Below are 21,825 nucleotides of genomic sequence, written 5' to 3' on the forward strand. Positions count from 1 at the left end.
AAAGGACTCCGGCCGGGGATGAGCGACGGCGCGTGACGAACAGGATCGCGCCGTGTCCCCGACCGCGCTTTGTCGACCCCGTTCGCTCCCGTGGTTCACAAGGGCGTAACCGGCCATCGGCACGAATGGATAACGGCCCCACGGTGAACCGTTCCCAAGGGTGTCTACGCGCGTTAATGTGCGCCGCACTGAGCACCCACTGCGGGGCTTTGGAGAATGGGGAACTTCAGATGCGTCGGATTTCCAAACTGACCCGTGTCGCGGTGGGGGTCGCGTCGCTCGGTCTCGCCGCCACGGCCTGTGGCGGCACCAGCAGTGAGAGCGGCGGCAGCGACACGAAGGGCGACAAGGGTCTCGCCATCGCGTACGACGTCGGCGGCAAGGGCGACCAGTCCTTCAACGACGCCGCCTACGCCGGCCTGACGAAGGCCAAGGACGAGTACGGCTACAAGACGGCCGACATCGAGCCCACCGAGGGCGAGACCGACGCCGACAAGGAACAGCGTCTGATCTCGCTGGCGAAGCAGGGCTACAACCCGGTCATCGGCGTCGGGTACGCCTACGGCCCGGCGATGAAGACCGTGGCCGCCAAGTACCCGAAGACCACCTTCGGCATCGTCGACTCCGTGGTCGAGGGCAAGAACGTCGCCTCCCTCGTCTTCGCCGAGGAGCAGGCCTCGTACCTGGCCGGTGTCGCCGCCGCCAAGGTCACCAAGTCGAACACCGTCGGCTTCGTCGGCGGTGTGGACATCCCGCTGATCCACAAGTTCGAGGCCGGCTACAAGCAGGGCGTGCAGGACACCAACCCCAAGGTGAAGGTCGTCTCGCAGTACCTGACGCAGACGGCCGAGGAGGGCGGTTTCGCCAGCCCCGACAAGGGCAAGGCCGCCGCCGAGGGCCAGATCGAGAAGAAGGCCGACGTCGTCTACCAGGCGGCCGGCCTCTCGGGCCAGGGCGTCATAGAGGCCGCCGCCAAGGCGAAGGTCTGGGCGATCGGTGTCGACTCCGACCAGTACAAGCAGGCCCCCCTCGCCGCGTACAAGCAGTACATCCTCACCTCCGCCCTCAAGGACGTCGGCGGCGCGGTCTACGCGCTGTCCAAGTCGGTCCACGACGACAAGCCGCTGTCCGGCACCCAGACCTTCGACCTGAAGGTCAACGGCGTCGGAGTCTCCGAGGCGAACCCGGAGTTCGCGCAGATCGCGGGGCTCAAGGACGCCGTGGACAAGGCCAAGAAGGGCATCATCGACGGCTCCATCAAGGTCAAGACCGAGTAGCGGTACCGGTCTGCGACAGCCGCTGAGGGCGGGCACCCCGGGTGCCCGCCCTCAGCGGCGTGTCCAGGGGGCGGATCACCCAGCGCCACCTCTCGTTCGCGGTCGGCAACGCCCAGGCCAAGGCGCGATGAGGGCTTGGCCACGGGCGGATAACAAGGTGGACAGAAGGGGTTTTCAGGCAGGTCTACGCGCGTTAATCTGCGGCGAAAGCCAGCGCCGTAGCTGTGAAGCTGTACCGAGCTGTACCGTCCGGCGCTCGTACGACAGGAGTCACCACACATGCGCCGGATTTCCCGGATCACGGTCGCAGGCGCAGCGACCGCCTCCCTGGCCCTCGCCCTCTCCGCCTGTGGCAGCACCTCGACCTCTGCCGGGTCGTCGGACTCGAAGGGGAACAAGGGCCTCGCCATCGCGTACGACGTCGGCGGCAAGGGCGACCAGTCCTTCAACGACGCCGCCTACGCGGGTCTGGAGAAGGCGCAGAAGGAGTTCGGCTACAAGACGGCCGACGTGGAGCCCACCGAGGGTGAGACCGACGCCGACAAGGAGCAGCGTCTGGTCTCGCTGGCGAAGCAGGGCCACAACCCGGTCATCGGCGTGGGCTACGCGTACGCCGCCGCCGTGAAGGGTGCCGCGGAGAAGTTCCCCGACACCACCTTCGGCATCGTCGACGACGCCACGATCAACACCAAGAACGTCGCCGACCTGGTCTTCAACGAGGAGCAGGCCTCCTACCTGGCCGGTGTCGCCGCCGCCAGGAGCACCAAGTCGAAGGTCGTCGGCTTCGTCGGCGGTGTGGACATCCCGCTGATCCACAAGTTCCAGGCCGGCTTCGCACAGGGCGTCAAGGACACCGACCCGAAGGTCAAGGTGCTCTCCCAGTACCTGACCCAGACGGCCGAGGAGGGCGGCTTCGCCAGCCCCGACAAGGGCAAGACGGCCGCCGAGGGCCAGATCGAGAAGAAGGCCGACGTGGTCTACGCGGCCGCCGGGCTGTCCGGCCAGGGCGTGATCGAGGCCGCCGCCGCCAAGAAGGTGTGGGCGATCGGTGTCGACTCCGACCAGTACGAGCAGGCCGCCCTCGCCAAGTACAAGGGCTTCATCCTGACCTCGGCGATGAAGGACGTCGCCAAGGCCGTGTACAACCTTGCGAAGTCGGTCGAGGACGGCAAGCCGGAGACCGGTATCGTTCGTGGCGATCTGAAGACCGGCGAGGTGAGCCTCTCGGACTCCAACCCGAAGTTCGCGGACGACGCCGAGCTTCAGGAAGCCATCAAGACGGCCAAGGAGAAGATCATCAGCGGCGAGATCAAGGTCAAGAGCAGCTGACGACTTACTGCCTCGAGCAGGCAGTGACCCCCGGGGTCGCGTCCGCTCAACGGGGCGCGGGGAGGCTGCTCCCCGTGCCCCGTTGCCGCGGGGTGCCGGCTCCTTTGTATGCCGTAGGGGCGCTACGCGCGTAGATGACCCCCGTCCCCAGGAGAGTGCGTTATCAACGCGTCCAGCAGCCCTCCGGCCGGAGCGGCGGTCAACGATTCGGTGACCGCCGTCGAACTCGCCGGGATCACCAAGCGTTTCCCCGGCGTCGTGGCCAACCACGACATCCACCTCAGCGTCCGCAAGGGCACCGTCCACGCCCTCGTCGGCGAGAACGGCGCGGGCAAGTCGACGCTGATGAAGATCCTCTACGGCATGCAGAAGCCGGACGAGGGCACCATCGCCGTGGGCGGCGAGCAGGTCGCCTTCTCGTCGCCGGCCGACGCCATCGTCCGCGGCATCGGCATGGTCCACCAGCACTTCATGCTCGCCGACAACCTCACGGTCCTCGAGAACGTGGTGCTCGGCAGCGAGAAGCTCCACGGCATCGGCGCCAAGGCCCGCCGCAAGATCAAGGAACTCTCCGAGCGCTACGGCCTCGACGTCAAGCCCGACCTCCTGGTCGAGGAGCTCGGCGTCGCCGCCCGCCAGCGCGTGGAGATCCTCAAGGTCCTCTACCGCGGCGCCACCACGCTGATCCTCGACGAGCCCACGGCCGTCCTGGTGCCGCAGGAGGTCGACGCCCTCTTCGCCAACCTGCGCGAACTGAAGTCCGAGGGCCTGTCGGTCATCTTCATCTCGCACAAGCTCGGCGAGGTGCTCTCCGTCGCCGACGAGATCACCGTCATCCGCCGCGGCACCACCGTCGGTACGGCCGTCCCCGCCGAGACGACGCCGCGTCAGCTCGCCGAGATGATGGTGGGCAGCGAACTGCCCACGCCCGAGACAGCCGAGTCCACGGTCACCGACCGCCCGGTCATCACCGTCGACAAGCTCCGCCTCGAGGCCCCCGGCGGCAAGGCTCTCCTCGACGACATCACGTTCACCATCCACGCGGGCGAGGTCCTCGGCATCGCCGGTGTCGAGGGCAACGGCCAGACCGAGCTGGTCGACGCGCTCATCGGCCTCAAGCACGCCGACTCCGGCACGATCACCCTCGCCGACGAGGAGATCACCGCCTGGCCCACCCGCAGGCGCCGCGAGCAGGGCATCGGCTACATCCCCGAGGACCGCCACCGCCACGGCCTCCTCCTGGAAGCGCCCCTCTGGGAGAACCGCATCCTCGGCCATGTCACGGAGAAGCCCCTCGCCAAGGGCATCTGGCTGGACCCGAAGGCGGCCCAGGAGGACACCCGCCGCATCGTCGAGGCGTACGACGTCCGCACCCCGGGCATCGACGTCACCGCCGCCTCCCTCTCCGGCGGCAACCAGCAGAAGCTGATCGTCGGCCGCGAGATGAGCCACAAGCCGCGCTTCCTGATCGCCGCCCACCCCACCCGGGGCGTGGACGTCGGCGCCCAGTCCGCCATCTGGGACCTCATCCGCGAGGCCCGCCGCGAGGGCCTGGCCGTGCTGCTGATCTCCGCCGACCTGGACGAGCTGATCGGCCTGTCCGACACACTGCGCGTGATCTACAACGGCAGGCTGGTCGCGGACGCCGACCCGGCCGGCATCACGCCGGAGGAGCTCGGCTCGGCCATGACCGGAGCCGCGACCGGACACCTGGAACACGAAGAGACCCCCGAGACCCGCAAGTCTCCCGAGTCTGGGGAAGACGAGGCCCGCTGATGAAGAAGTTCGACAAGGAGCGCGTGCTCCTCGCGGTGGCCGGGCCGGTCATCGCGCTGGCCGTGGCCTTCGTCCTGATCGCGATCGTGCTGGTCGCGTCGGGCAAGAACCCGATCGAGCCGTTCGCCCTGATGTTTGAGCAGCTCGGCTTCTCCGACATCCAGGTGCTGATCATCAACCAGGCGTCGATGTACTACATCGCGGCGCTCGCGGTGGCCATCGGCTTCCGGATGAACCTGTTCAACATCGGCGTCGACGGCCAGTACCAGCTCGCCGCCATGATGGCCGCCATCGTCGGCGCCCACGCGAGCATGCCGGCCGCGATCCAGGTGCCGCTGCTGCTCCTGACCGCCGTCCTCACCGGCGCCTTCTGGGCCGGCATCGCCGGTGTCCTCAAGGTCACCCGCGGCGTCAGCGAGGTCGTCGCCACGATCATGCTCAACGCGATCGCCACCTCGGTGATCTCCTACCTGTGGCTGCCGGACGTCTTCGGCGTGAAGGTCGGCAACAACAACACCACCGGCGAGATGCACGAGTCCGGCTGGATCCCCGGCATCGGCATGGGCGCGGCCGGCGAGATCTACGGCCTGGTCCTGCTCGCCGTACTGCTCGGCATCGGCTACTGGGTCGTCCTCAACCGCACCCGCTTCGGCTTCGACCTGCGCGCCTCCGGCGCCTCGACGACCGCGGCCGCGGCCAGCGGCGTCGACCCCAAGCGCATGGTGCTGACCGCCATGCTGCTCTCCGGCGGCCTCGCGGGCCTGGCCGGCCTGCCGATCCTGCTCGGCGACACCCACACCTACAGCCTCAACTTCCCCACCGGCATCGGCTTCCTCGGCATCGGCATCGCCCTGCTCGGCCGCAACAGCCCCGTCGGCATCGCCTTCGCCGCCCTGCTGTGGGCCTGGCTCGACAAGGCCTCGCCCGAGCTGGACTTCCACGGCTACGACAAGGAGATCGCGGTCATCATGCAGGGCCTGATCGTGCTCTCGGTCGTCGTCTCCTACGAGGCCGTCCGTGAATGGGGCCTGCGCCGCCAGCAGCGGCGGGTCGGCGCCGAACTGGCCGCCGGTCACGTCCTCGGCACCACCAGCCACAACACCACGAAGGAGGTGGCTGGCCGATGACCACCGCGACGGACCTCAACCAGCCCACGCTGCAGCCCGCGGCGCCGACCGGCCGCCGCCTGTCATGGCCCGTCCTGCTGCTGATCATCGCCGGCGCCCTGGCGCTGACCTCGATCGTGCGCATCATCACCGGCGCCGACGGCATCACCAACGTCAGCCAGATGTCCACCGCGCTCCAGCTCGCCGTGCCGATCGGCCTCGCCGGTCTCGGCGGCCTGTGGGCCGAGCGCGCGGGCGTCGTCAACATCGGTCTCGAGGGCATGATGATCCTCGGCACCTGGTTCGGCGCCTGGGCCGGATTCCAGTGGGGCCCGTGGACCGGTGTCCTGGTCGGCATCGTGGGCGGAGCGATCGGCGGCCTGCTGCACGCCTTCGTCACCGTCACCTTCAACGTCAACCACATCGTCTCCGGTGTGGCCATCAACATCCTCGCCCTCGGCGCCACCCGCTACCTCGCGCCCCTCGCCTTCGAGGGCCACACGGGCGGCTCCGCCAAGCAGTCCCCGGCGGTGGACTCCCTCGGCAACTTCACCGTGCCGGGACTGTCCGACGCCCTGCGCGACCTCAACGCCCACGGCTGGTTCCTGATCTCGGACATCGCCGGCCTGCTCGGCGGCCTGGTCACCAACGTCTCCTGGCTGACCCTGATCGCCATCGCGCTGATCCCCGCCACCTGGTGGATCCTGTGGCGCACCGCGTTCGGCCTGCGGCTGCGCTCCTGCGGCGAGAACCCGGTCGCCGCCGAGTCCCTCGGCGTGAACGTCTACAAGTACAAGTACATCGCCGTGATCATCTCCGGCGGTCTGGCCGGCCTCGGTGGTGTCTTCCTGTCCATCGTGGCCAACCCCTTCTACCTGGAGGGCCAGGTCAGCGGCCGCGGCTACATCGGCCTCGCCGCGATGATCTTCGGCAACTGGATGCCCGGCGGCCTCGCCATCGGCGCGGGCCTGTTCGGCTACACCGACAGCCTCAACCTGCGCGGCGGCTCGGCGAACGTGCACGCCCTGCTGCTGCTCGGCGCGCTCCTGCTGCTCATCGGCGCCGTCTGGCTGGTGGTCCGCAAGAAGTACATCCACGCCGCGATCACCCTGATCGTCGGCGGCCTGGTCTTCGCCTGGTACGCGACCACCGACGAGGTCCCGAACCAGGTCGTCTCCGCCACGCCGTACGTCATCACCCTGGTGGTGCTCGCCCTGTCCGCGCAGCGTCTGAGGATGCCGAAGGCGAACGGCATGCCGTACCGGAAGGGGCAGGGCAAGTGACCGGCGCCGGCCCGGCCGTCGACTGGGAGAAGCTGCGCGCGGTGGCCCGGGACGCCATGTCCCGGGCGTACGCCCCGTACTCCGGCTACCCGGTGGGCGTGGCCGCCCTGGTCGACGACGGCCGGATCATCTCCGGCTGCAACGTCGAGAACGCCTCGTACGGCCTCGGCCTGTGCGCCGAGTGCGGCCTGGTGTCCGAGCTGCAGAACACCGGCGGCGGCCGCCTGACGCACTTCACCTGCGTCGACCGCGACGGCGCCCCGCTCGTGCCGTGCGGCCGGTGCCGCCAGCTGCTGCACGAGTTCGGCGGCCCGGACCTGCTGCTGGAGACCCCGGCGGGCATCCTGCCGCTGTCGCAGATGCTGCCCCAGGCCTTCGGCCCCGGCCACCTCAGCAAGTAAGTCATTCCCGTACGGCCCCTCCGAGTCGCTCAGGAGGGGCCGTACGGCTTCTGGAAATCCTCGGAAGGAAGCCCAAGCCATGGCCATGGACGCCATCTCCGTCATCCGTACCAAGCGGGACCGCGGCGAGCTCAGCGACGAACAGATCGACTGGGTCATCGACGCGTACACCCGCGGGGAGGTGGCCGACGAGCAGATGTCGGCCCTCGCGATGGCCATCCTGCTCAACGGCATGAACCGCCATGAGATCGCCCGCTGGACCGCCGCGATGATCGCCTCCGGCGAGCGCATGGACTTCTCGTCGCTGTCCCGCCCGACGGCCGACAAGCACTCCGCGGGCGGCGTCGGCGACAAGATCACGCTCCCGCTGGCCCCCCTGGTCGCCGCCTGCGGCGCCGCCGTACCCCAGCTCTCGGGCCGCGGCCTCGGCCACACCGGCGGCACGCTGGACAAGCTGGAGTCCATCCCCGGCTGGCAGGCCCTGCTCTCCAACGAGCGGATGCTGGACGTCCTGGACACCACCGGCGCGGTGATCTGCGCGGCGGGCGACGGCCTGGCCCCCGCGGACAAGAAGCTCTACGCACTCCGCGACGTCACCGGCACGGTCGAGGCCATCCCCCTGATCGCCTCCTCGATCATGTCGAAGAAGATCGCCGAGGGCACGGGCTCGCTCGTCCTGGACGTCAAGGTCGGCACGGGCGCCTTCATGAAGACCATCGAGGACGCCCGCGAACTGGCCTCCACGATGGTGGGCCTCGGCACGGACCACGGTGTGAAGACGGTGGCGCTCCTGACGGACATGTCGACGCCCCTCGGCCTCACCGCGGGCAACGCCCTGGAGGTCCGCGAGTCGGTGGAGGTCCTGGCCGGCGGCGGCCCCGCGGACGTCGTGGAACTGACGCTGGCGCTGGCCCGCGAGATGCTGGACGCCGCCGGGCTGAAGGACGCCGACCCGGCGAAGGCCCTGGCCGACGGCTCCGCGATGGACGTCTGGCGCCGCATGATCACGGCCCAGGGCGGCGACCCGGACGCGGCGCTGCCGGTGGCCGGCGAGCAGCACGTGATCAAGGCCCCGGGCTCCGGTGTCCTCACCCGCCTCGACGCCTACGACATCGGCGTCGCCGCCTGGCGCCTGGGTGCGGGGCGTGCCCGCAAGGAGGACCCGGTCCAGGCGGGCGCGGGCGTCGAACTGCACGCCAAGCCGGGCGACCGGGTCACCGAAGGCCAGCCCCTCCTCACCCTCCACACGGACACCCCCGACCGCTTCCACTACGCGCTCCAGGCGGTAGAGGGCTCCTACGACATCGCAGCACCGGGGACGGCCGTCACGGCGTCGCCGGTGGTGTTGGAGCGCATCGCCTGAGCTGCGGTTTCCTCGTACGGGTGAACGGGATCGGTGGACCTCCGCCGGTCCCGTTCGGCATGCTGGGATCGGTGACGCACTGATTGGAGAACCGCCATGAGCGCACTCACCGTCGACCACTCGGCTGCCAACGGCCACGAGTGGGACGACCTCGTTCGGATCTGGCAGGAGACGGACGCACCCGAGGGCTGCAAGGTGGAGATCATCGAGGGGATCGTCACCGTGGCACCACCGCCGTCCAACGCCCACAACGACATCGCTGACCTGGTTCAGCGAGCCTTGTACGAGGTCATCCCCAGGCACTGGGGCATCTACCAGACCCTGGGTGCGGCGGTCCCATCCCGTGACGGGCTCTACATCCCGGATCTGGCAGTCGCCCCAAGGCAGGTGCTGCGTGGCGAGGGCGGCAACTTCATCCCAGCGGCTGCCGCTGAACTCATCGTCGAGATCACGTCCAAGTCGAATGCGGCGCATGACCGGATCAAGAAAGCCGCAGGCTACGCCCAAGCCGGTGTTCCGCTGTACCTGCTCATCGACGGCTGGGCCCCCGGCGGTCCGACCATCACGCTCTACGGCGAACCGCAAGCGGACGTCTACCGGGTCCTGGACGCAGGCAAGTTCGGAGAACGCGTCACCCTGCCGGAACCCATCGGCCTCGAACTCGACACCCGCGAGTTCCCCGACAACTGACTCACCCCAGCACCGCCGCCACCACCACAAGCACCGGCACCGCCAGCACCGTCGACAGCAGGATCGCCTCCCTCGCCAGCACCTCACCCACCCGGTAGCTGCTCGCGTACGTGAACAGGTTCTGTGCCGCCGGCAGGGCGGATGTCACCACCACGTCGAGCAGGGACGCTCCGTGGAGGCCGAAGACGCCCGCTGCCAGGGCCCAGGCGATCAGGGGCTGGGCGATGGCCTTGAGGGCGACGGCCAGCAGGACGGGGGCCCGTTCCGCGCCGCGCAGGGGGAGTGTGCTGCCGCGCAGGGAGATGCCGAAGGCGAGCAGGACGGCCGGGACCGACATGTTGCCGATCAGGGTGAGGGGGTCCATCAGGGGACCGGGGACGTGGAGGCCGGTCGCCGACGCCGCCACCCCGGCCAGTGAGCCCAGCGCTATCGGATTGCGGAGCGGGGTCAGCAGGCTCTGCCACAGGGGGCGCTTGTCCTCGTCCGAGACGGTCGCCAGGTCCAGGACCGTCAGCGCCACCGGTGTGACGGCGACCAGCTGGAACAGCAGCACCGGCGCGACCAGCGAAGCGTCGCCCAGGACGTACACGGCGATCGGGATGCCGAGGTTCCCCGAGTTGACGTAGCTGGAGCACAGGGCGCCGATCGTCGTCCGGCCGACCCCCCACCGGCGCACGGCACCCACCGCCACGAAGACCCCGGCCGCCCCCGCCGTGCTCATCGCCGTGACCAGCAGCCGGTCGGAGAAGATCACCGACAGGTCGGCCTGCGCGAGCGTCGTGAAGAGCAGCGCCGGGGACGCCACATGGAAGGCCAGCTTGGTCAGGACCTCGCGGCCCCCGTCCCCGAGGTAGCCCCGGCGGCCGATCAGGTAGCCGACCCCGATGACCACGGCGATGACGGCGAACCCGCTCAGCACTCCCTGCACGAGGCCCCCTCGCCGGCGAAGAGGACATCAGGCAGCGCGGGAGGGGCAGGTGCATGGGGCATGCAGCCAACCCTCCGGGGAAGGCCATGTTCCGGTCAATGTGATCTGCACGGCGCGCCGACAGGAAGGACGGTCGCGATGAGTTACAGCCCCCGCCCGGTCTACCGATCGTGGATGCCATGACACCGCCCGTGCTCGTACTGCCCGGCCCCGTCACCCGGGACGAGGTGAGGGGGCTGAGCGACGACGTACGGGCACTGCTGCACACCAGCGGTGCCCGGGTCGTGGTGTGCGATGTCGGAGGCCTGGGCCCGCCGGGCCTCGCCACCGTCGACCTGCTGGCGCGGCTCCAGCTCGCCGCCCGCCGGGCAGGAGGCAGGATCAGGCTCCGCGACCCCGACCCGGCCCTAGGCGCCCTGCTCGACCTGGTCGGTCTCCGCTTCGAGACGGAGGGGCAGGTCGAAGAGCGGGAACCAGCGCTTGGTGTCGAGGAAGCAGTGGAACCCGGTGATCCGGCCGTCTGAGATCTCCAGCACCTGGACCGCCCACGGCATGAAGCCGCCGCCCTCCGGGTCGGGCTTGTACTGGGCGAACCCCGGCATCCCGTTGACCTCGACCGGCACCAGCCGGGAACCGGCGCAGGGCGCGCCCAGGGTGGTCATGAAGCCGGTGATGTCCTCGGTGCCGGTCAGCCACAGGTCGAACGGCGGCATCGTCATGACCGCGTCCTCGTGCAGCAGGGCCGTCAGCGCCGTCATGTCGTAGCCCTCGAAGGCCGCCACATAGCGGTCCAGCAGCTTCTGCTGGTCCTCGTCCAGCGGGTCCGAGACGACCGCGTCGGCGCCCGGCTGCTGCCGCTCGGCCAGGGTGGCGCGGGCCCGCTGGAGGGCGCTGTTGACCGACGCCACCGAGGTGTCCAGCAGCTCGGCGACCTCGCTGGCCTTCCAGGCCAGGACCTCGCGCAGGATCAGCACCGCCCGCTGCTTGGCCGGCAGCTGCTGCAGGGCTGCCATGAAGGCGAGCCGCACGGACTCCTTGGCGACCGCCGCCTCCGCCGGGTCGTCGGTCGTGGGCAGCACGCGGGCGTCCGGCATCGGCTCCAGCCAGGCGTTGTCCGGGCGGGGGACAGGGCCGCCTGGGCGAGCGGCGTGGACTCGGTGAGATCCATGGGCCGGGCACGCTTGTTGCCCGCGGTCAGCATGTCCAGGCACACGTTCGTCGCGATGCGGTAGAGCCAGGAGCGGAGGCTGGAGCGGCCCTCGAACTTGTCGTAGCTGCGCCAGGCGCGGACCATCGTGTCCTGCACCGCGTCCTCGGCCTCGAAGGAGGAGCCGAGCATCCGGTAGCAGTACCCGGTCAGCTCGGTGCGGTGTGCCTCCAGCCTGCTGTCCAGGTCCATCGGAGCCGCCGTGCCGTTCGTCATCGTCCACCCACCCCTGTGGAATATCTGTCGCGCGCCTTTGCGCCCAGTACTCCGGAAGCTACCGCAGCCCACTGACAACGGCCCCCGAGCGCACAAACGCGCAGGTGGAAGGGGTCGTTCACACCAGCTGCTTCACCGACATCAGCAGGTGCCGATGCGATACGGCCTCCCCGCCCCCCGGCACCGCGTGCAGCAGCGCCCGCTGCCCCGCCCCCAGCAGCTCCAGCCGCACCCGCGGGCTCTCGAAGGACGTCAGCGCGTCCAGCAGATAGGCCGGGTTGAAGGCCACCGGCACCTCGTCGGCGCCGCTCAGCGTGGCCGGCAGCCGCTGCGCCGCCACGTCGTCCCCGAAACCGGCGCGCAGCATGACGGATCCCTCTGCCGAGAAGTCCAGCCGCACCGGACTGTTCGCCTCCGCCACCACCGCGACCCGCCGGACGGCCTCCGCGAGCCCCTCGCACTCCACCTCGGCGACCGCCGCCCCCGCCATGTCGAACAGCGACGTGTACACCGGCAGCCGCCCGTCCAGGAGCCGCAGCGCCGTCCGCGACTGCCCGCCCTCGAAGCCCATCAGCCCGCCACCGGCCGGATCCCACCCGATGACCACGTCCCCGCAGCGCCCCAGCGACCGGGCGACGTCCAGCAGCCGCCGTGACGGCAGCAGGGCCTCCACCACCCCGTCGGCCGCCGCCTCGGGCTTCCACTCCAGCCGCCGCACCGCGTACCGGTAGCGATCCGAGGCCGACAGCGTCATCTCCACGCCGTCGAGGCGCAGTTGGACGCCCGTCAGCAGCGGTAGCGTGTCGTCGCGTCCGGCGGCGACCGCGACCTGCGCGACGGCGGTCGCGAACGCGGCGGCGTCCACCGTGCCGTACGATGCGGGCGCCGTCGGCCGGGCCGGGTACTCGGCGAGCGGCAGCGTCGAAAGCCCGAAGCGCGTACCGTCCGCCTCCACCGTGAACCGCGACGCCTCCAGCGCACAGCTCATCGGCCCGTCCGGCAGCACCCGGCACACGTCCAGCAGCCGTCGCCCCAGGACGAGCACCCGCCCGGGCACCGCGACCTCGACTTCGGTCTCCACCCGTACCGCCGCCTCGAAGTCGAACCCCGTCACGGCCAGCCGTCCCGCGTCCGCCTCCAGCAGCAGCCCGCCCAGCACGGGCACCGGCGTCCGCGAGGGCAACGCCCGCCCCGCCCGGCCCACGGCCTCGGCGAACGCCGTACGGTCGATGCGGAACTCCATGAAAAATCCCCCTGGTCGAATCCGGTGGTCAGTCAGGCGCGGACGTTATCCGCGCCCACTGACAACCGGCCCCGACCAGGGGGAATGACGCCCTGTACGGTCAGGCGGCCGTGGCCAGCCTCCGCTGCAGCCGAGCCGCGCGCGTGCCGAACACCGTGATCGTCACGACGCCGAGCACCGCCAGCAGTCCGACTCCGACGGTCCCGGCCCAGCCGCCCGCGTGGAAGGCGATCGCGCCGACCGTGCTGCCCGCGCTGGAGCCGATGTAGTACGCGGACTGGTACAGCGCCGAGGCCTGTGCGCGGCCGGTCGTGGCCGTCTTGCTGACCGCCGAGGAGGCCACCGCGTGGCCCGCGAAGAAGCCGCCGGTGATGAGGACCAGGCCCAGCAGGACCAGCGGCAGGGACCCGGCGAGGGACAGCAGCAGGCCCGCCGCCGTCGTACCGCCCGCCGCGTACAGCGCGCCCCGGCGGCCCATCCGGCCCACCAGACGGCCCGCCGTCGACGCCGACACCGTACCGACCAGGTACACCAGGAAGATCGAGCCGATGATGCCCTGCGGCAGCGAGAACGGGGCCTCGGTCAGCCGGTAGCCGATGACCGTGTACACGCCGCCGAACACCGTCATGAACAGCGCGCCGATCGCGTACAGCCGGCACAGCAGCGGGTTGGACAGGTGATCGCGGACGGTGCGGGCCAGGACACGCGGCCGCAGCGAGCCGGCCTTGAAGTTCTTCGGGGCGGGAAGCAGCAGCCGGAAGGCCACGGCACACGCCACGGCGATCGCGCCGATGACACCGACGGCGACCCGCCAGCCCCACTCCTGCGCGACCCAGCCGGTGATGACCCGGCCGCTCATCCCGCCGACGCTGTTGCCGGCGACGAACAGGCCGATCGCGGTGACCAGTGCCTTGGGGCTGACCTCCTCGGCGAGGTACGCGGTCGCGGACGCGGGCAGCCCGGCCAGGGCCGCGCCCTGGAGCGCCCGCAGCACGACCAGCACGCCCAGCGACGGGGCGAGGGGTACCAGCAGCCCGATGGTCACGGCCACGGCCAGTGACCCCGTCATGACCGCACGCCGTCCGAAGCGCTCGGACAGGGCACTCATCGGCAGCACGAACAGCGCCAGCCCGCCCGTCGCGGCGGCCACCGTCCAGCTCGCGTCGCTCGCCGCCACCCCGAACTCGCCGGAGATCAGCGGGAGCAGCGCCTGTGTGGAGTACAGCAGCGCGAAGGTCGCGACACCCGCGAGGAAGAGGGCGAAACTCATCCGGCGGTAGCCGGGCCCGCCCGGCGACATACGGGAGTCGGAAGCAGGGACAGAGACATCGGCGCCCACGATGGTGGACGCCCCGGTACTGGCGGGAGACATGCCTCGAAACTACGTACGGACCTACTGATCCGTCCAATGCATGGAACGGTGATAATCGTTCCCATGGTGCATCAACCCAGTTCAACGGCTCGCCTGTCACCATCCGGTGACACAGAAGACATGGCAGAGATGTCGAAGGTGCTGGCGCCCCGCCTCGCGTACTTCGCCGGCGTCGCCCGCACCGAGCACGTCACCCGTGCCGCCCAGGAGATGAACGTCCCGCAGTCGACCCTCTCCCGCTCCATGGCCCGTCTGGAGCAGGACCTCGGCGTCGACCTCTTCGCCCGCCACGGCCGTACGGTCTCCCTCACCCCGGCCGGCCGCACCTTCCTCGCCTCCGTCGAACGCGCCCTGGCCGAGGTCGAGCGCGCCGCCGAGGAGGTGCGGGCCGACGCCGACCCCTTCACCGGCAAGGTCGCCTTCGGCTTCCTGCACACCATGGGCGCCGAGACCGTCCCGGGCCTCCTCCAGGCCTTCCGCGCCGACCATCCCCGCGTCCGCTTCAGCCTGGTCCAGAACTACGGCGAGGCCATGCTCGAACGCCTCCGAGCCGGCGAACTCGACCTTTGCCTGACGTCACCCGTCCCCGACGCCCCCGGCCTGGTGGCCCGCCGCCTCGACGAACAGAAACTGCGCCTGGTCGTCCCGGCCGACCACTCCCTCGCCACCCGCCGCCGCATCCGCCTGGCGGAAGCGGCCGACGAAACCTTCGTCACCCTCGAACCCGGCTACGGCCTGCGCCGCATCACCGACGACCTCTGCCAGGAAGCGGGCTTCAAGCCCCGCATCGCCTTCGAGGGAGAGGAAGCGGAAACCCTCCGAGGCCTGGTGGCAGCAGGCCTGGGAGTAGCCCTCCTGCCTCCACCGGCCGTCCCCCGCCCCGGAGTCGTGGAACTGACGGTGACCGCCCCCCGAGCGGTCCGCGAAATCGGCGTGGCCTGGCTGGAAGGCCACCCGGACACACCCCCGGTAGCAGCCTTCAAGAGGTTCCTTCTCTCAAGAAGGGGCAGCTTGTTGCCGACCTAGGGGCGCGGGGCTGTATCGATCTGCGGCTCCGCCGCGTGGGCGCGAGCAACCCACCACGAACCCGCACCCCGAGACCACAAGCACCCCGACGGCGCTACCGCCTCGAAGGACTGAACCCCGCAGCCAACGGCATCCGCAACCCCAACGGCGGCGGCGCGGCGAACGCGTCCCGCACAGGCCGGGACACCGCCCGCCCGTACACCGCCCCCATCACGAAGTCCTCGGCCAGCGCCAGCACTTCATCCCGGTACTGATGCAACCCGTGGCCGTCCGTATGCACTTCGAACCGGCACACATCCCGATTCGCCTTCTTCGCCCGCGCCGCCAGCCGGAACGACAGCTCGGGATCCGTCCGCTCGTCGTTCGTGCCGTGCACGATCAGCACCTGCCGCCCCACCAGCTGCTTCACCGGTTCGGGTGGCGCCGCCACATCCTCCTCCGGCAGCCAGGGGGCCAGCGCCAGCACGGAGTTGACGGCCTCGTGCCCACCCGCGCGCAGCCCGGCCCGGCCGCCCATGCCGGTCCCCGCGAGGCAGACGGGCACGTCCCCGTACCGCCGTACGACCTCGTCGGCCGCCCAGGCGGCGTCCGCCGCCAGGTTGGCCTCGCCGCCGTTCCAGCCGCGGCAGCGGTAGTGCACCACGTGTACGGCCAGCCCCTCGTCGCGGCCCGCGCGGGCCAGGCGGCGTCCCAGGGCGCGTACGGAGGCGGTCGCCAGCATGGGCGACGGTCTGCGGCCGGAGTTCTCGTCCCCGCCCGGCAGCAGCAGCACCACGCCGCTCACCGCCGTCGGCTCCGGACCGAGTGTCCTGCCCAGCCGGGCCCTGCGAACCGGCGTCGCTTGGTGTGCCATGACAGAACAGTGTCAGAAGGCCGGGTGTATTCGGCCCGTCCCCGGGGTCACCGTTACGTATCGACGAAAACGTAAAGGGGCCGAAGAGGCGCCATCTACGCGCGTAGGAGTTACAGTGCGGAAATGACGAGCCAGACCATCGCGAACACCCCGACACCGGACCAGATCGGCCGGGCGCCCAAGGTTCTGCTGCACGACCATCTCGACGGCGGCCTGCGCCCCGCCACGATCGTCGAACTCGCCCGCGAGAACGGCTATGCCCAGCTCCCCGAGACCGACCCGGAGAAGCTCGGCATCTGGTTCCGCGAGGCCGCCGACTCCGGTTCTCTCGAGCGGTACCTGGAGACCTTCTCCCACACCGTCGGCGTCATGCAGACCCGCGACGCCCTGGTCCGGGTCGCCGCCGAGTGCGCCGAGGACCTCGCCGAGGACGGCGTGGTCTACGCCGAGGTGCGCTACGCCCCCGAGCAGCACCTCGAGGGCGGGCTGAGCCTCGAAGAGGTCGTCGAGGCCGTCAACGAGGGCTTCCGGGAAGGGGAGCGGCGCGCCAGGGAGAACGGCCACCGCATCCGCGTCGGAGCCCTGCTCACCGCCATGCGGCACGCGGCCCGCGCCCTGGAGATCGCCGAACTCGCCAACCGCCACCGGGACCTGGGAGTCGTCGGGTTCGACATCGCGGGCGCCGAGGCCGGTTACCCGCCCACCCGGCACCTGGACGCCTTCGAGTACCTGAAGCGCGAGAACAACCACTTCACCATCCACGCCGGCGAGGCCTTCGGGCTGCCGTCCATCTGGCAGGCCCTGCAGTGGTGCGGCGCCGACCGGCTCGGGCACGGGGTGCGGATCATCGACGACATCCAGGTCCACGAGGACGGCCGGGTCGAACTCGGGCGGCTCGCCTCGTACGTCCGGGACAAGCGCATCCCGCTGGAGCTGTGCCCGAGCTCCAACCTCCAGACCGGGGCGGCGTCCTCGTACGCCGAACACCCCATCGGGCTGCTGCGGCGGCTGCATTTCCGCGCCACCGTAAATACGGACAATCGCCTCATGTCCAACACCAGCATGAGCCGGGAATTCGAGCATCTTGTCGAGGTGTTCGGTTACACGCTCGACGACATGCAGTGGTTCTCAGTCAATGCGATGAAATCAGCGTTCATTCCTTTCGATGAACGACTGGCCATGATCAATGACGTGATCAAGCCGGGATACGCCGAGCTGAAATCCGAATGGCTGTTCCGGCAGACCGCTTCGACCAGCGGCTCTGTGGATTCGGAGGGCTGAAGCCGGGGGAATCGGCACACAGGGAATGCGGACGGTGTTCACAAGCCGTCCGCATTTCGATGTTTGCGGCGGGTGGTGCCGCGTGATTACGGTCGCCGCACCGCTCACACACCCCGTCATCCCATTGCGAGGACGCGTTTTCATGAAGCAGTCTGCTGCCAAGTCCCTCGGTGTCGCCGCTCTCGGTGCCGCCTTCGCCGCCACCGGTGCGGGCGCCGCCAACGCCGCCCCGGCCGTCCCGGACGCCACCCAGGGGCTGGAGAGCGTCACCCAGGCGCTCCCGGCGGAGCAGCTCTCCCAGACGCTGCCGGCGGGCACGGGCGAGGCGGTGGGTCAGGGCCAGAGCCTGGCCGGCACCGGTCTCGCCGCCGCCCAGCCGGTCGCCGGGCAGCTGCTCGCCCAGGGCCCGACCGGTCCGGCCGGAGGGCTGCTCGGCGGGCTCCCGGTGAACGGCGTTCCCCTCGCCTGACCCTCCCGCCCGTGCGGGCACACACGCCGATGGGGCGCACACCCTGGACTCAGGGTGTGCGCCCCATCGGCGTTTTTGCGGCGGGCGGTCACCAGGCCGTCTGGGCCTTGTTCCGCACCTTGTCCTCCGAGGGCAGCACGATCCACAGCGCGATGTACAGCAGGAACTGCGGGCCGGGCAGCAGGCACGAGACCAGGAAGATCACGCGCATCGTCGTGGTGGAGGTGCCGAAGCGCCGTGCCAGCGCGGCGCACACTCCGCCGATCATGCGGCCGTGGGTGGGGCGGGCGAGGCGGGACATGTGCGACTCCTTCAGCGTCGATGTGCGAGGTCTCTCGTCCGAGTACCCCATCTGCACTCCACGCTACGGAGACGAAGGGGGCAAAGCGTCGCTCCACGGGGCGATCCCAACCCTGGGAATCGTCGGGGTCCGACCCTGAGCCAACTCCTCCGGGACCAGGGGCGCGCGGGTCAGGGGCGCGGTGGTGCGGCGGCGCAGCCAGGAGCGGCCGACGGGGACCAGCGCGAGGTGCGCGAGGCCCACGCCCGCGGTGTTCAGGAACAGCGAGTCGACATCCACGACCTGACCGGGCACGCCGGTCTGCAACAGCTCGATGCCCATCGACAGCAGCGCACCGGCCGCGACGGCGCGCAGCAGGGACGCCAGCGGCGAGACGGCCAGCCTGCCGCTCACCATCGGCAGCAGCACGCCCAGCGGGGCGAGCAGGGCCAGCTTCTCGCCGATGTGCCGGGCCGCCTCCGGCCAGCCCAGGGCGAGATCGGCCCGGATCCCGGCGAACGGCCGCAGATTGGCGGGCATCACCCAGGGCACCTCCAGCGGCCGCAGCGTGAACCAGGCGACGAACGCGAGGTGTGCGACGAGGAGGACACCCCCCGTCACACGGATGCGGAACTCGGCACTGCCGCCGATGGAGCCTTGACGCTGCACGTCCCCCTAGACGCGGCCTCCGGCAGGATCGGTTCCGGGATGCCCCCCGGGACGCCTGTGAGGCGTGCGCCACAGCAGGGCGGAGCCCGCCTGCCGTGCGGGGTCCCTACTCGCCGGCCACGTCCTTGGACGGCGGCTCCGTGCTGCCCGGCCGGGCCCGCACCTCGTCCGTGCACGCGTAGCGGCGCGGGGACTCGGGGCCGGGGCCGCCGAGGACCACGGAGCCGTCGCCCTCGGCGGCGGCGGAGTCGGAGAAGGTGCAGACGATCTGGGCCAGGGCGTACGAGGTGAGGTTGTCCGGCGCCGTGCTCAGCCGCAGCGTGTCCTCCGGGTCGCCCTTCAGGGGCCCGCCCACGGTGATGCCGCCGCGTACGTCCGTGCTGTAGCCGGCCTCCTTCTCGGCGGGCGACGGAGTCTCGGCGAGCTGGTCCAGCAGGCCCTGCGCCACCAGCATGCGCCGCTCGGAGTCGGCCGCGCCGTCCGGGACCCGTACGGTCCGGTCGACGGTCACCAGCGAGGACCCGCACAGCAGGAACACCCGCACCGGCAGCCCCCGCGCGGCCTGCGCCGACGCGTCCGGCTCCGCGAGCGAGCACTGCACCCGCGAGGGCGCGGGCCCGAAATTCGTCGGTACCTCCGTCGCCCGGATCCCGCAGCCGGCGAGCAGAGCGGCCAGCACGGGCAGCCCGGCCAGCCGTACCAGGGTTCGTGGACGTCGGATGGTCATCAGGCATCCCCCTTCGAGTCCTCGGCCTGGCTCCGGTCGGCGTCGGGCCCGGCCTGCTGCTCGTCCTCGGCGGGCTGGTCAGCCGAGGACGAGATGCCGCGCGGGAGCCGCAGGGTGAACACCGCGCCCGAGTCGGCCGAGTTGGCCGCGGTGATCTCGCCGCCGTGGATGTGGGCGTTCTCCAGGGCGATGGACAGGCCGAGGCCGCTGCCCTCGGAGCGCGGCCGGGAGGCACTGGCCTTGTAGAACCGGTCGAAGACGTGCGGCAGCACGTCCTCGGGGATGCCGGGCCCGTGGTCCTGCACCGCGATGACGAGCGAGTCGTCATCCGCGCGGATCGTCACCCGTACGGGGGAGCCGCCGTGCTTGAGCGCGTTGCCGATGAGGTTGGCCAGGATGACGTCGAGGCGGCGCGGATCCAGGCGGGCGTGGATGCCGCGCTCGGCGTCCAGCTCCACCGCGTCCAGCCAGGCCCGGGCGTCGATGCACGCCGTGATCTGGTCGGCGATGTCGACGTCGTCCAGGACGAGCCGGGCGGTGCCCGCGTCGAAGCGGGTGACCTCCATCAGGTTCTCGACCAGGTCGTTCAGCCGCCGCGTCTCGCTGACCACCAGCCGGACTGCGGGCTCGATCATCGGGTCCATGCTCCCGGTCTCCGCCTCCAGCTCCTCCTCCAGGATCTCCGTCACGGCGGTGATCGCGGTGAGAGGGGTTCGGAGTTCATGGCTCATGTCCGCGACGAACCGCCGGGACGCCTCGTCCCGCGCGGCCATGTCGGCGACCCGTTTCTCCAGCGCCTCGGCAGCGTAGTTGAACGTCCGTGACAGATCGGCGAGTTCATCGGTCCCGGACACCCGCAGCCGGGTGTCCAGTTTGCCCTCGCCGAGCCGCCGCGCGGCCGTGCCCAGCCGCTGCACGGGCTTCAGCACCGTCGTCGCGGCGGCCTGCGCGAGCAGCGCCGAGCCGATCAGCGCGAGTCCCGTGGCGATCCCCAGCGACCAGGCGAGCGAGTTCAGATCCTTCGCCTCCGGTTCCAGCGACTTGAGCATGTAGCCGGTCGGGCCGCCGCCGATCACCCGCGTCCCGGCCACGAGATACGGGGTGTCGTGGTCTATGACCCGCTGCCAGTACAGGTGGTACGGGTGCTTGTTGGCACCGTCGACCTTCTGCGTCTTGTTCACCGCCGTACGCAGCGAGGCCGGCACGTCCCGCAGCGAGAAGCCGCTCAGCCCGCCGGAGCTGCCGTAGACGGTCCTGCCGTCGGCGTCGCGGGCGACCAGCAGCACGCTGAAGCGCTGGTCGCTGCCCGCCATCTGGCCCGCGGTGTGCTGCAGCTCGTCCTGCGTCGGCCGCTCGGGCAGCGCGCCCGCCCGGTTCTGCATCTCCTGCTCGAAGTCGTGCAGCACCGCGTCCTGGGTGCGGGTGAGCACGGCCTCGCGGTTGAGCCAGTACGCGATGGCGGACGCGGACACGGCGGCCGTCAACGCCACCAGGCCGAAGACGACGACCAGCCTCAGCCGCAGGCTGGTGAAGCGCAGCCGCGACAGAGCTCCCTTGCGTGCCCCGGTCCAGCCGCGGGCCCCCCCTTGGTGCGCCTGGGTCACTGAGGCGTGTCCAGCCGGTAGCCGACACCCCGCACGGTACGGATCAGCGTCGGGGACGACGGCACGTCCTCGACCTTGGCACGCAGCCGCTGGACACAGGCGTCCACGAGCCGTGAGTCGCCCAGGTAGTCGTGCTCCCACACCAGCCGCAGCAGCTGCTGCCGGGACAGCGCCTGCCCCGGCCGCCGGCTCAGCTCCAGCAGCAGCCGCAGCTCGGTCGGCGTGAGCTGGAGGTCCTCGCCGTTCTTGGTCACGGTCATCGCCGAGCGGTCGATGACGAGGCTGCCGAACGACGCCGCGTCGTTGGACTCCCTCTCGCCGCGCCGCAGCACGGCCCGGATCCGGGCGTCGAGCACACGCCCCTGCACCGGTTTGACGACATAGTCGTCGGCGCCGGACTCCAGCCCGACGACCACGTCGATGTCGTCATTGCGCGCGGTCAGCAGGATGATCGGCAACTGGTCCGTGCGCCGGATGCGCCGGCACACCTCGAACCCGTCGATGCCGGGCAGCATCACATCCAGCACGATCAGATCCGGCCGCTGCTCGCGCAACAGCTTCAGACCGTCCTCACCACTGGCAGCGGTCGCCACGCGGTGACCCTGGCGCGTCAGTGAGAGCTCCAGGGCCGTCCGGATGGCGTCGTCGTCCTCGATCAGCAACAGGGAAGGCACGGGCTCATTCTGGCCCATGAGGGGGGCGCGGTTCGACCCGTGGGCCGAGAT

The 21,825-nt window shown here is 70.6% G+C and carries 21 protein-coding genes and 1 pseudogene; 12 read left to right on the forward strand and 10 right to left on the reverse strand.

Translation table 11 applies throughout. The features are described from left to right. The first annotated feature begins 230 nt into the window (after positions 1-230). The 8 genes from ACQEV8_RS27930 to ACQEV8_RS27965 all read left to right on the forward strand — a co-directional run bounded on the left by ACQEV8_RS27930 (position 231) and on the right by ACQEV8_RS27965 (position 9,225). The gene (locus ACQEV8_RS27930; RefSeq protein WP_432965500.1) at positions 231-1,277 is read left to right on the forward strand and encodes a BMP family lipoprotein; all 1,047 of its coding nucleotides are present in this window, start codon (positions 231-233) and stop codon (positions 1,275-1,277) included. Between the two features lie 279 nt (positions 1,278-1,556). Further along, positions 1,557-2,606, forward strand: coding sequence for a BMP family lipoprotein (locus ACQEV8_RS27935; protein WP_432965503.1), 1,050 nt, complete (start codon positions 1,557-1,559; stop codon positions 2,604-2,606). A gap of 210 nt (positions 2,607-2,816) precedes the next feature. After that, complete coding sequence (locus tag ACQEV8_RS27940; RefSeq protein ID WP_432965506.1) at positions 2,817-4,382, forward strand: ABC transporter ATP-binding protein; 1,566 nt, start codon at positions 2,817-2,819, stop codon at positions 4,380-4,382. Beyond that, positions 4,382-5,509 (forward strand): ABC transporter permease, encoded by a 1,128-nt coding sequence (locus ACQEV8_RS27945; protein ID WP_432965509.1) that lies wholly within the window; start codon positions 4,382-4,384, stop codon positions 5,507-5,509. Before ACQEV8_RS27940 ends, ACQEV8_RS27945 begins: the two co-directional genes overlap by 1 nt. Next, a complete protein-coding gene (locus tag ACQEV8_RS27950) occupies positions 5,506-6,771 on the forward strand; it encodes an ABC transporter permease (protein ID WP_432965512.1) in 1,266 nt (421 codons plus the stop codon). Before ACQEV8_RS27945 ends, ACQEV8_RS27950 begins: the two co-directional genes overlap by 4 nt. Continuing rightward, on the forward strand, positions 6,768-7,172 hold the full coding sequence (locus tag ACQEV8_RS27955; RefSeq protein ID WP_432965515.1) for a cytidine deaminase: 405 nt from the start codon (positions 6,768-6,770) through the stop codon (positions 7,170-7,172). Before ACQEV8_RS27950 ends, ACQEV8_RS27955 begins: the two co-directional genes overlap by 4 nt. 85 nt (positions 7,173-7,257) lie before the next feature. Then, a complete protein-coding gene (locus ACQEV8_RS27960) occupies positions 7,258-8,535 on the forward strand; it encodes a thymidine phosphorylase (RefSeq protein ID WP_432973050.1) in 1,278 nt (425 codons plus the stop codon). A gap of 96 nt (positions 8,536-8,631) precedes the next feature. Next, entirely contained in the window at positions 8,632-9,225 is a 594-nt protein-coding gene (locus ACQEV8_RS27965; protein ID WP_432965518.1) for a Uma2 family endonuclease, read from the forward strand. A 1-nt stretch (position 9,226) separates the two neighbouring features. Here ACQEV8_RS27965 and ACQEV8_RS27970 read toward each other — a convergent pair whose 3' ends face one another. Further along, entirely contained in the window at positions 9,227-10,153 is a 927-nt protein-coding gene (locus ACQEV8_RS27970; RefSeq protein WP_432965521.1) for an AEC family transporter, read from the reverse strand. Between the two features lie 179 nt (positions 10,154-10,332). Between ACQEV8_RS27970 and ACQEV8_RS27975 the strand changes: the two genes are divergently transcribed. Next, positions 10,333-10,677: an STAS domain-containing protein gene (locus tag ACQEV8_RS27975; protein ID WP_251057772.1), complete on the forward strand. Its 345-nt coding sequence runs from the start codon at positions 10,333-10,335 to the stop codon at positions 10,675-10,677. Here ACQEV8_RS27975 and ACQEV8_RS27980 read toward each other — a convergent pair. The 3 genes and pseudogenes from ACQEV8_RS27980 to ACQEV8_RS27990 form a co-directional block, all read right to left on the reverse strand. Beyond that, a pseudogene (locus ACQEV8_RS27980) lies at positions 10,561-11,576 on the reverse strand (sigma-70 family RNA polymerase sigma factor). The gene ACQEV8_RS27975 and the pseudogene ACQEV8_RS27980 sit on opposite strands and share 117 nt — an antisense overlap. 118 nt (positions 11,577-11,694) lie before the next feature. Beyond that, positions 11,695-12,819 carry a DNA polymerase III subunit beta gene (gene dnaN, locus ACQEV8_RS27985; RefSeq protein WP_432965524.1) on the reverse strand — a complete coding sequence of 375 codons (1,125 nt, stop codon included), beginning with the start codon at positions 12,817-12,819 and terminating at the stop codon, positions 11,695-11,697. Between the two features lie 100 nt (positions 12,820-12,919). Continuing rightward, entirely contained in the window at positions 12,920-14,191 is a 1,272-nt protein-coding gene (locus tag ACQEV8_RS27990; RefSeq protein WP_432965527.1) for an MFS transporter, read from the reverse strand. Between the two features lie 63 nt (positions 14,192-14,254). Between ACQEV8_RS27990 and ACQEV8_RS27995 the strand changes: the two genes are divergently transcribed. Then, positions 14,255-15,217 (forward strand): LysR family transcriptional regulator, encoded by a 963-nt coding sequence (locus tag ACQEV8_RS27995; RefSeq protein ID WP_432965530.1) that lies wholly within the window; start codon positions 14,255-14,257, stop codon positions 15,215-15,217. Positions 15,218-15,311: 94 nt separating this feature from the next. On the opposite strand, the gene ACQEV8_RS28000 is transcribed toward ACQEV8_RS27995, so the two are convergent. Next, positions 15,312-16,070, reverse strand: a complete 759-nt coding sequence (locus ACQEV8_RS28000; protein WP_432965533.1) for an alpha/beta hydrolase — start codon at positions 16,068-16,070, stop codon at positions 15,312-15,314. A 123-nt stretch (positions 16,071-16,193) separates the two neighbouring features. On the opposite strand from ACQEV8_RS28000, the gene ACQEV8_RS28005 reads away from it, so the two are divergent. Then, the gene (locus ACQEV8_RS28005) at positions 16,194-17,351 is read left to right on the forward strand and encodes an adenosine deaminase (protein ID WP_432965536.1); all 1,158 of its coding nucleotides are present in this window, start codon (positions 16,194-16,196) and stop codon (positions 17,349-17,351) included. A 142-nt stretch (positions 17,352-17,493) separates the two neighbouring features. Further along, positions 17,494-17,820: an ATP-binding protein gene (locus ACQEV8_RS28010; protein WP_432965539.1), complete on the forward strand. Its 327-nt coding sequence runs from the start codon at positions 17,494-17,496 to the stop codon at positions 17,818-17,820. An 88-nt stretch (positions 17,821-17,908) separates the two neighbouring features. Here the strand turns inward: ACQEV8_RS28010 and ACQEV8_RS28015 are convergent, their stop codons facing one another. From ACQEV8_RS28015 to afsQ1, 5 genes are all read right to left on the reverse strand, one after another. Next, entirely contained in the window at positions 17,909-18,121 is a 213-nt protein-coding gene (locus ACQEV8_RS28015; protein ID WP_184591126.1) for a PspC domain-containing protein, read from the reverse strand. A gap of 63 nt (positions 18,122-18,184) precedes the next feature. After that, entirely contained in the window at positions 18,185-18,769 is a 585-nt protein-coding gene (locus tag ACQEV8_RS28020) for a VanZ family protein (protein WP_432965542.1), read from the reverse strand. A 106-nt stretch (positions 18,770-18,875) separates the two neighbouring features. Next, the gene (locus ACQEV8_RS28025; protein ID WP_432965545.1) at positions 18,876-19,496 is read right to left on the reverse strand and encodes a hypothetical protein; all 621 of its coding nucleotides are present in this window, start codon (positions 19,494-19,496) and stop codon (positions 18,876-18,878) included. Continuing rightward, complete coding sequence (locus tag ACQEV8_RS28030; RefSeq protein WP_432965548.1) at positions 19,496-21,100, reverse strand: ATP-binding protein; 1,605 nt, start codon at positions 21,098-21,100, stop codon at positions 19,496-19,498. The genes ACQEV8_RS28025 and ACQEV8_RS28030 overlap by 1 nt, the downstream gene beginning before the upstream one ends. Beyond that, a complete protein-coding gene (gene afsQ1 / locus ACQEV8_RS28035; RefSeq protein WP_432965551.1) occupies positions 21,097-21,774 on the reverse strand; it encodes a two-component system response regulator AfsQ1 in 678 nt (225 codons plus the stop codon). The genes ACQEV8_RS28030 and afsQ1 overlap by 4 nt, the downstream gene beginning before the upstream one ends. Positions 21,775-21,825: the final 51 nt, after the last annotated feature.

The sequence above is a fragment of the Streptomyces sp. CA-179760 genome (genome assembly GCF_050937045.1).
Classification (GTDB): domain Bacteria; phylum Actinomycetota; class Actinomycetes; order Streptomycetales; family Streptomycetaceae; genus Streptomyces.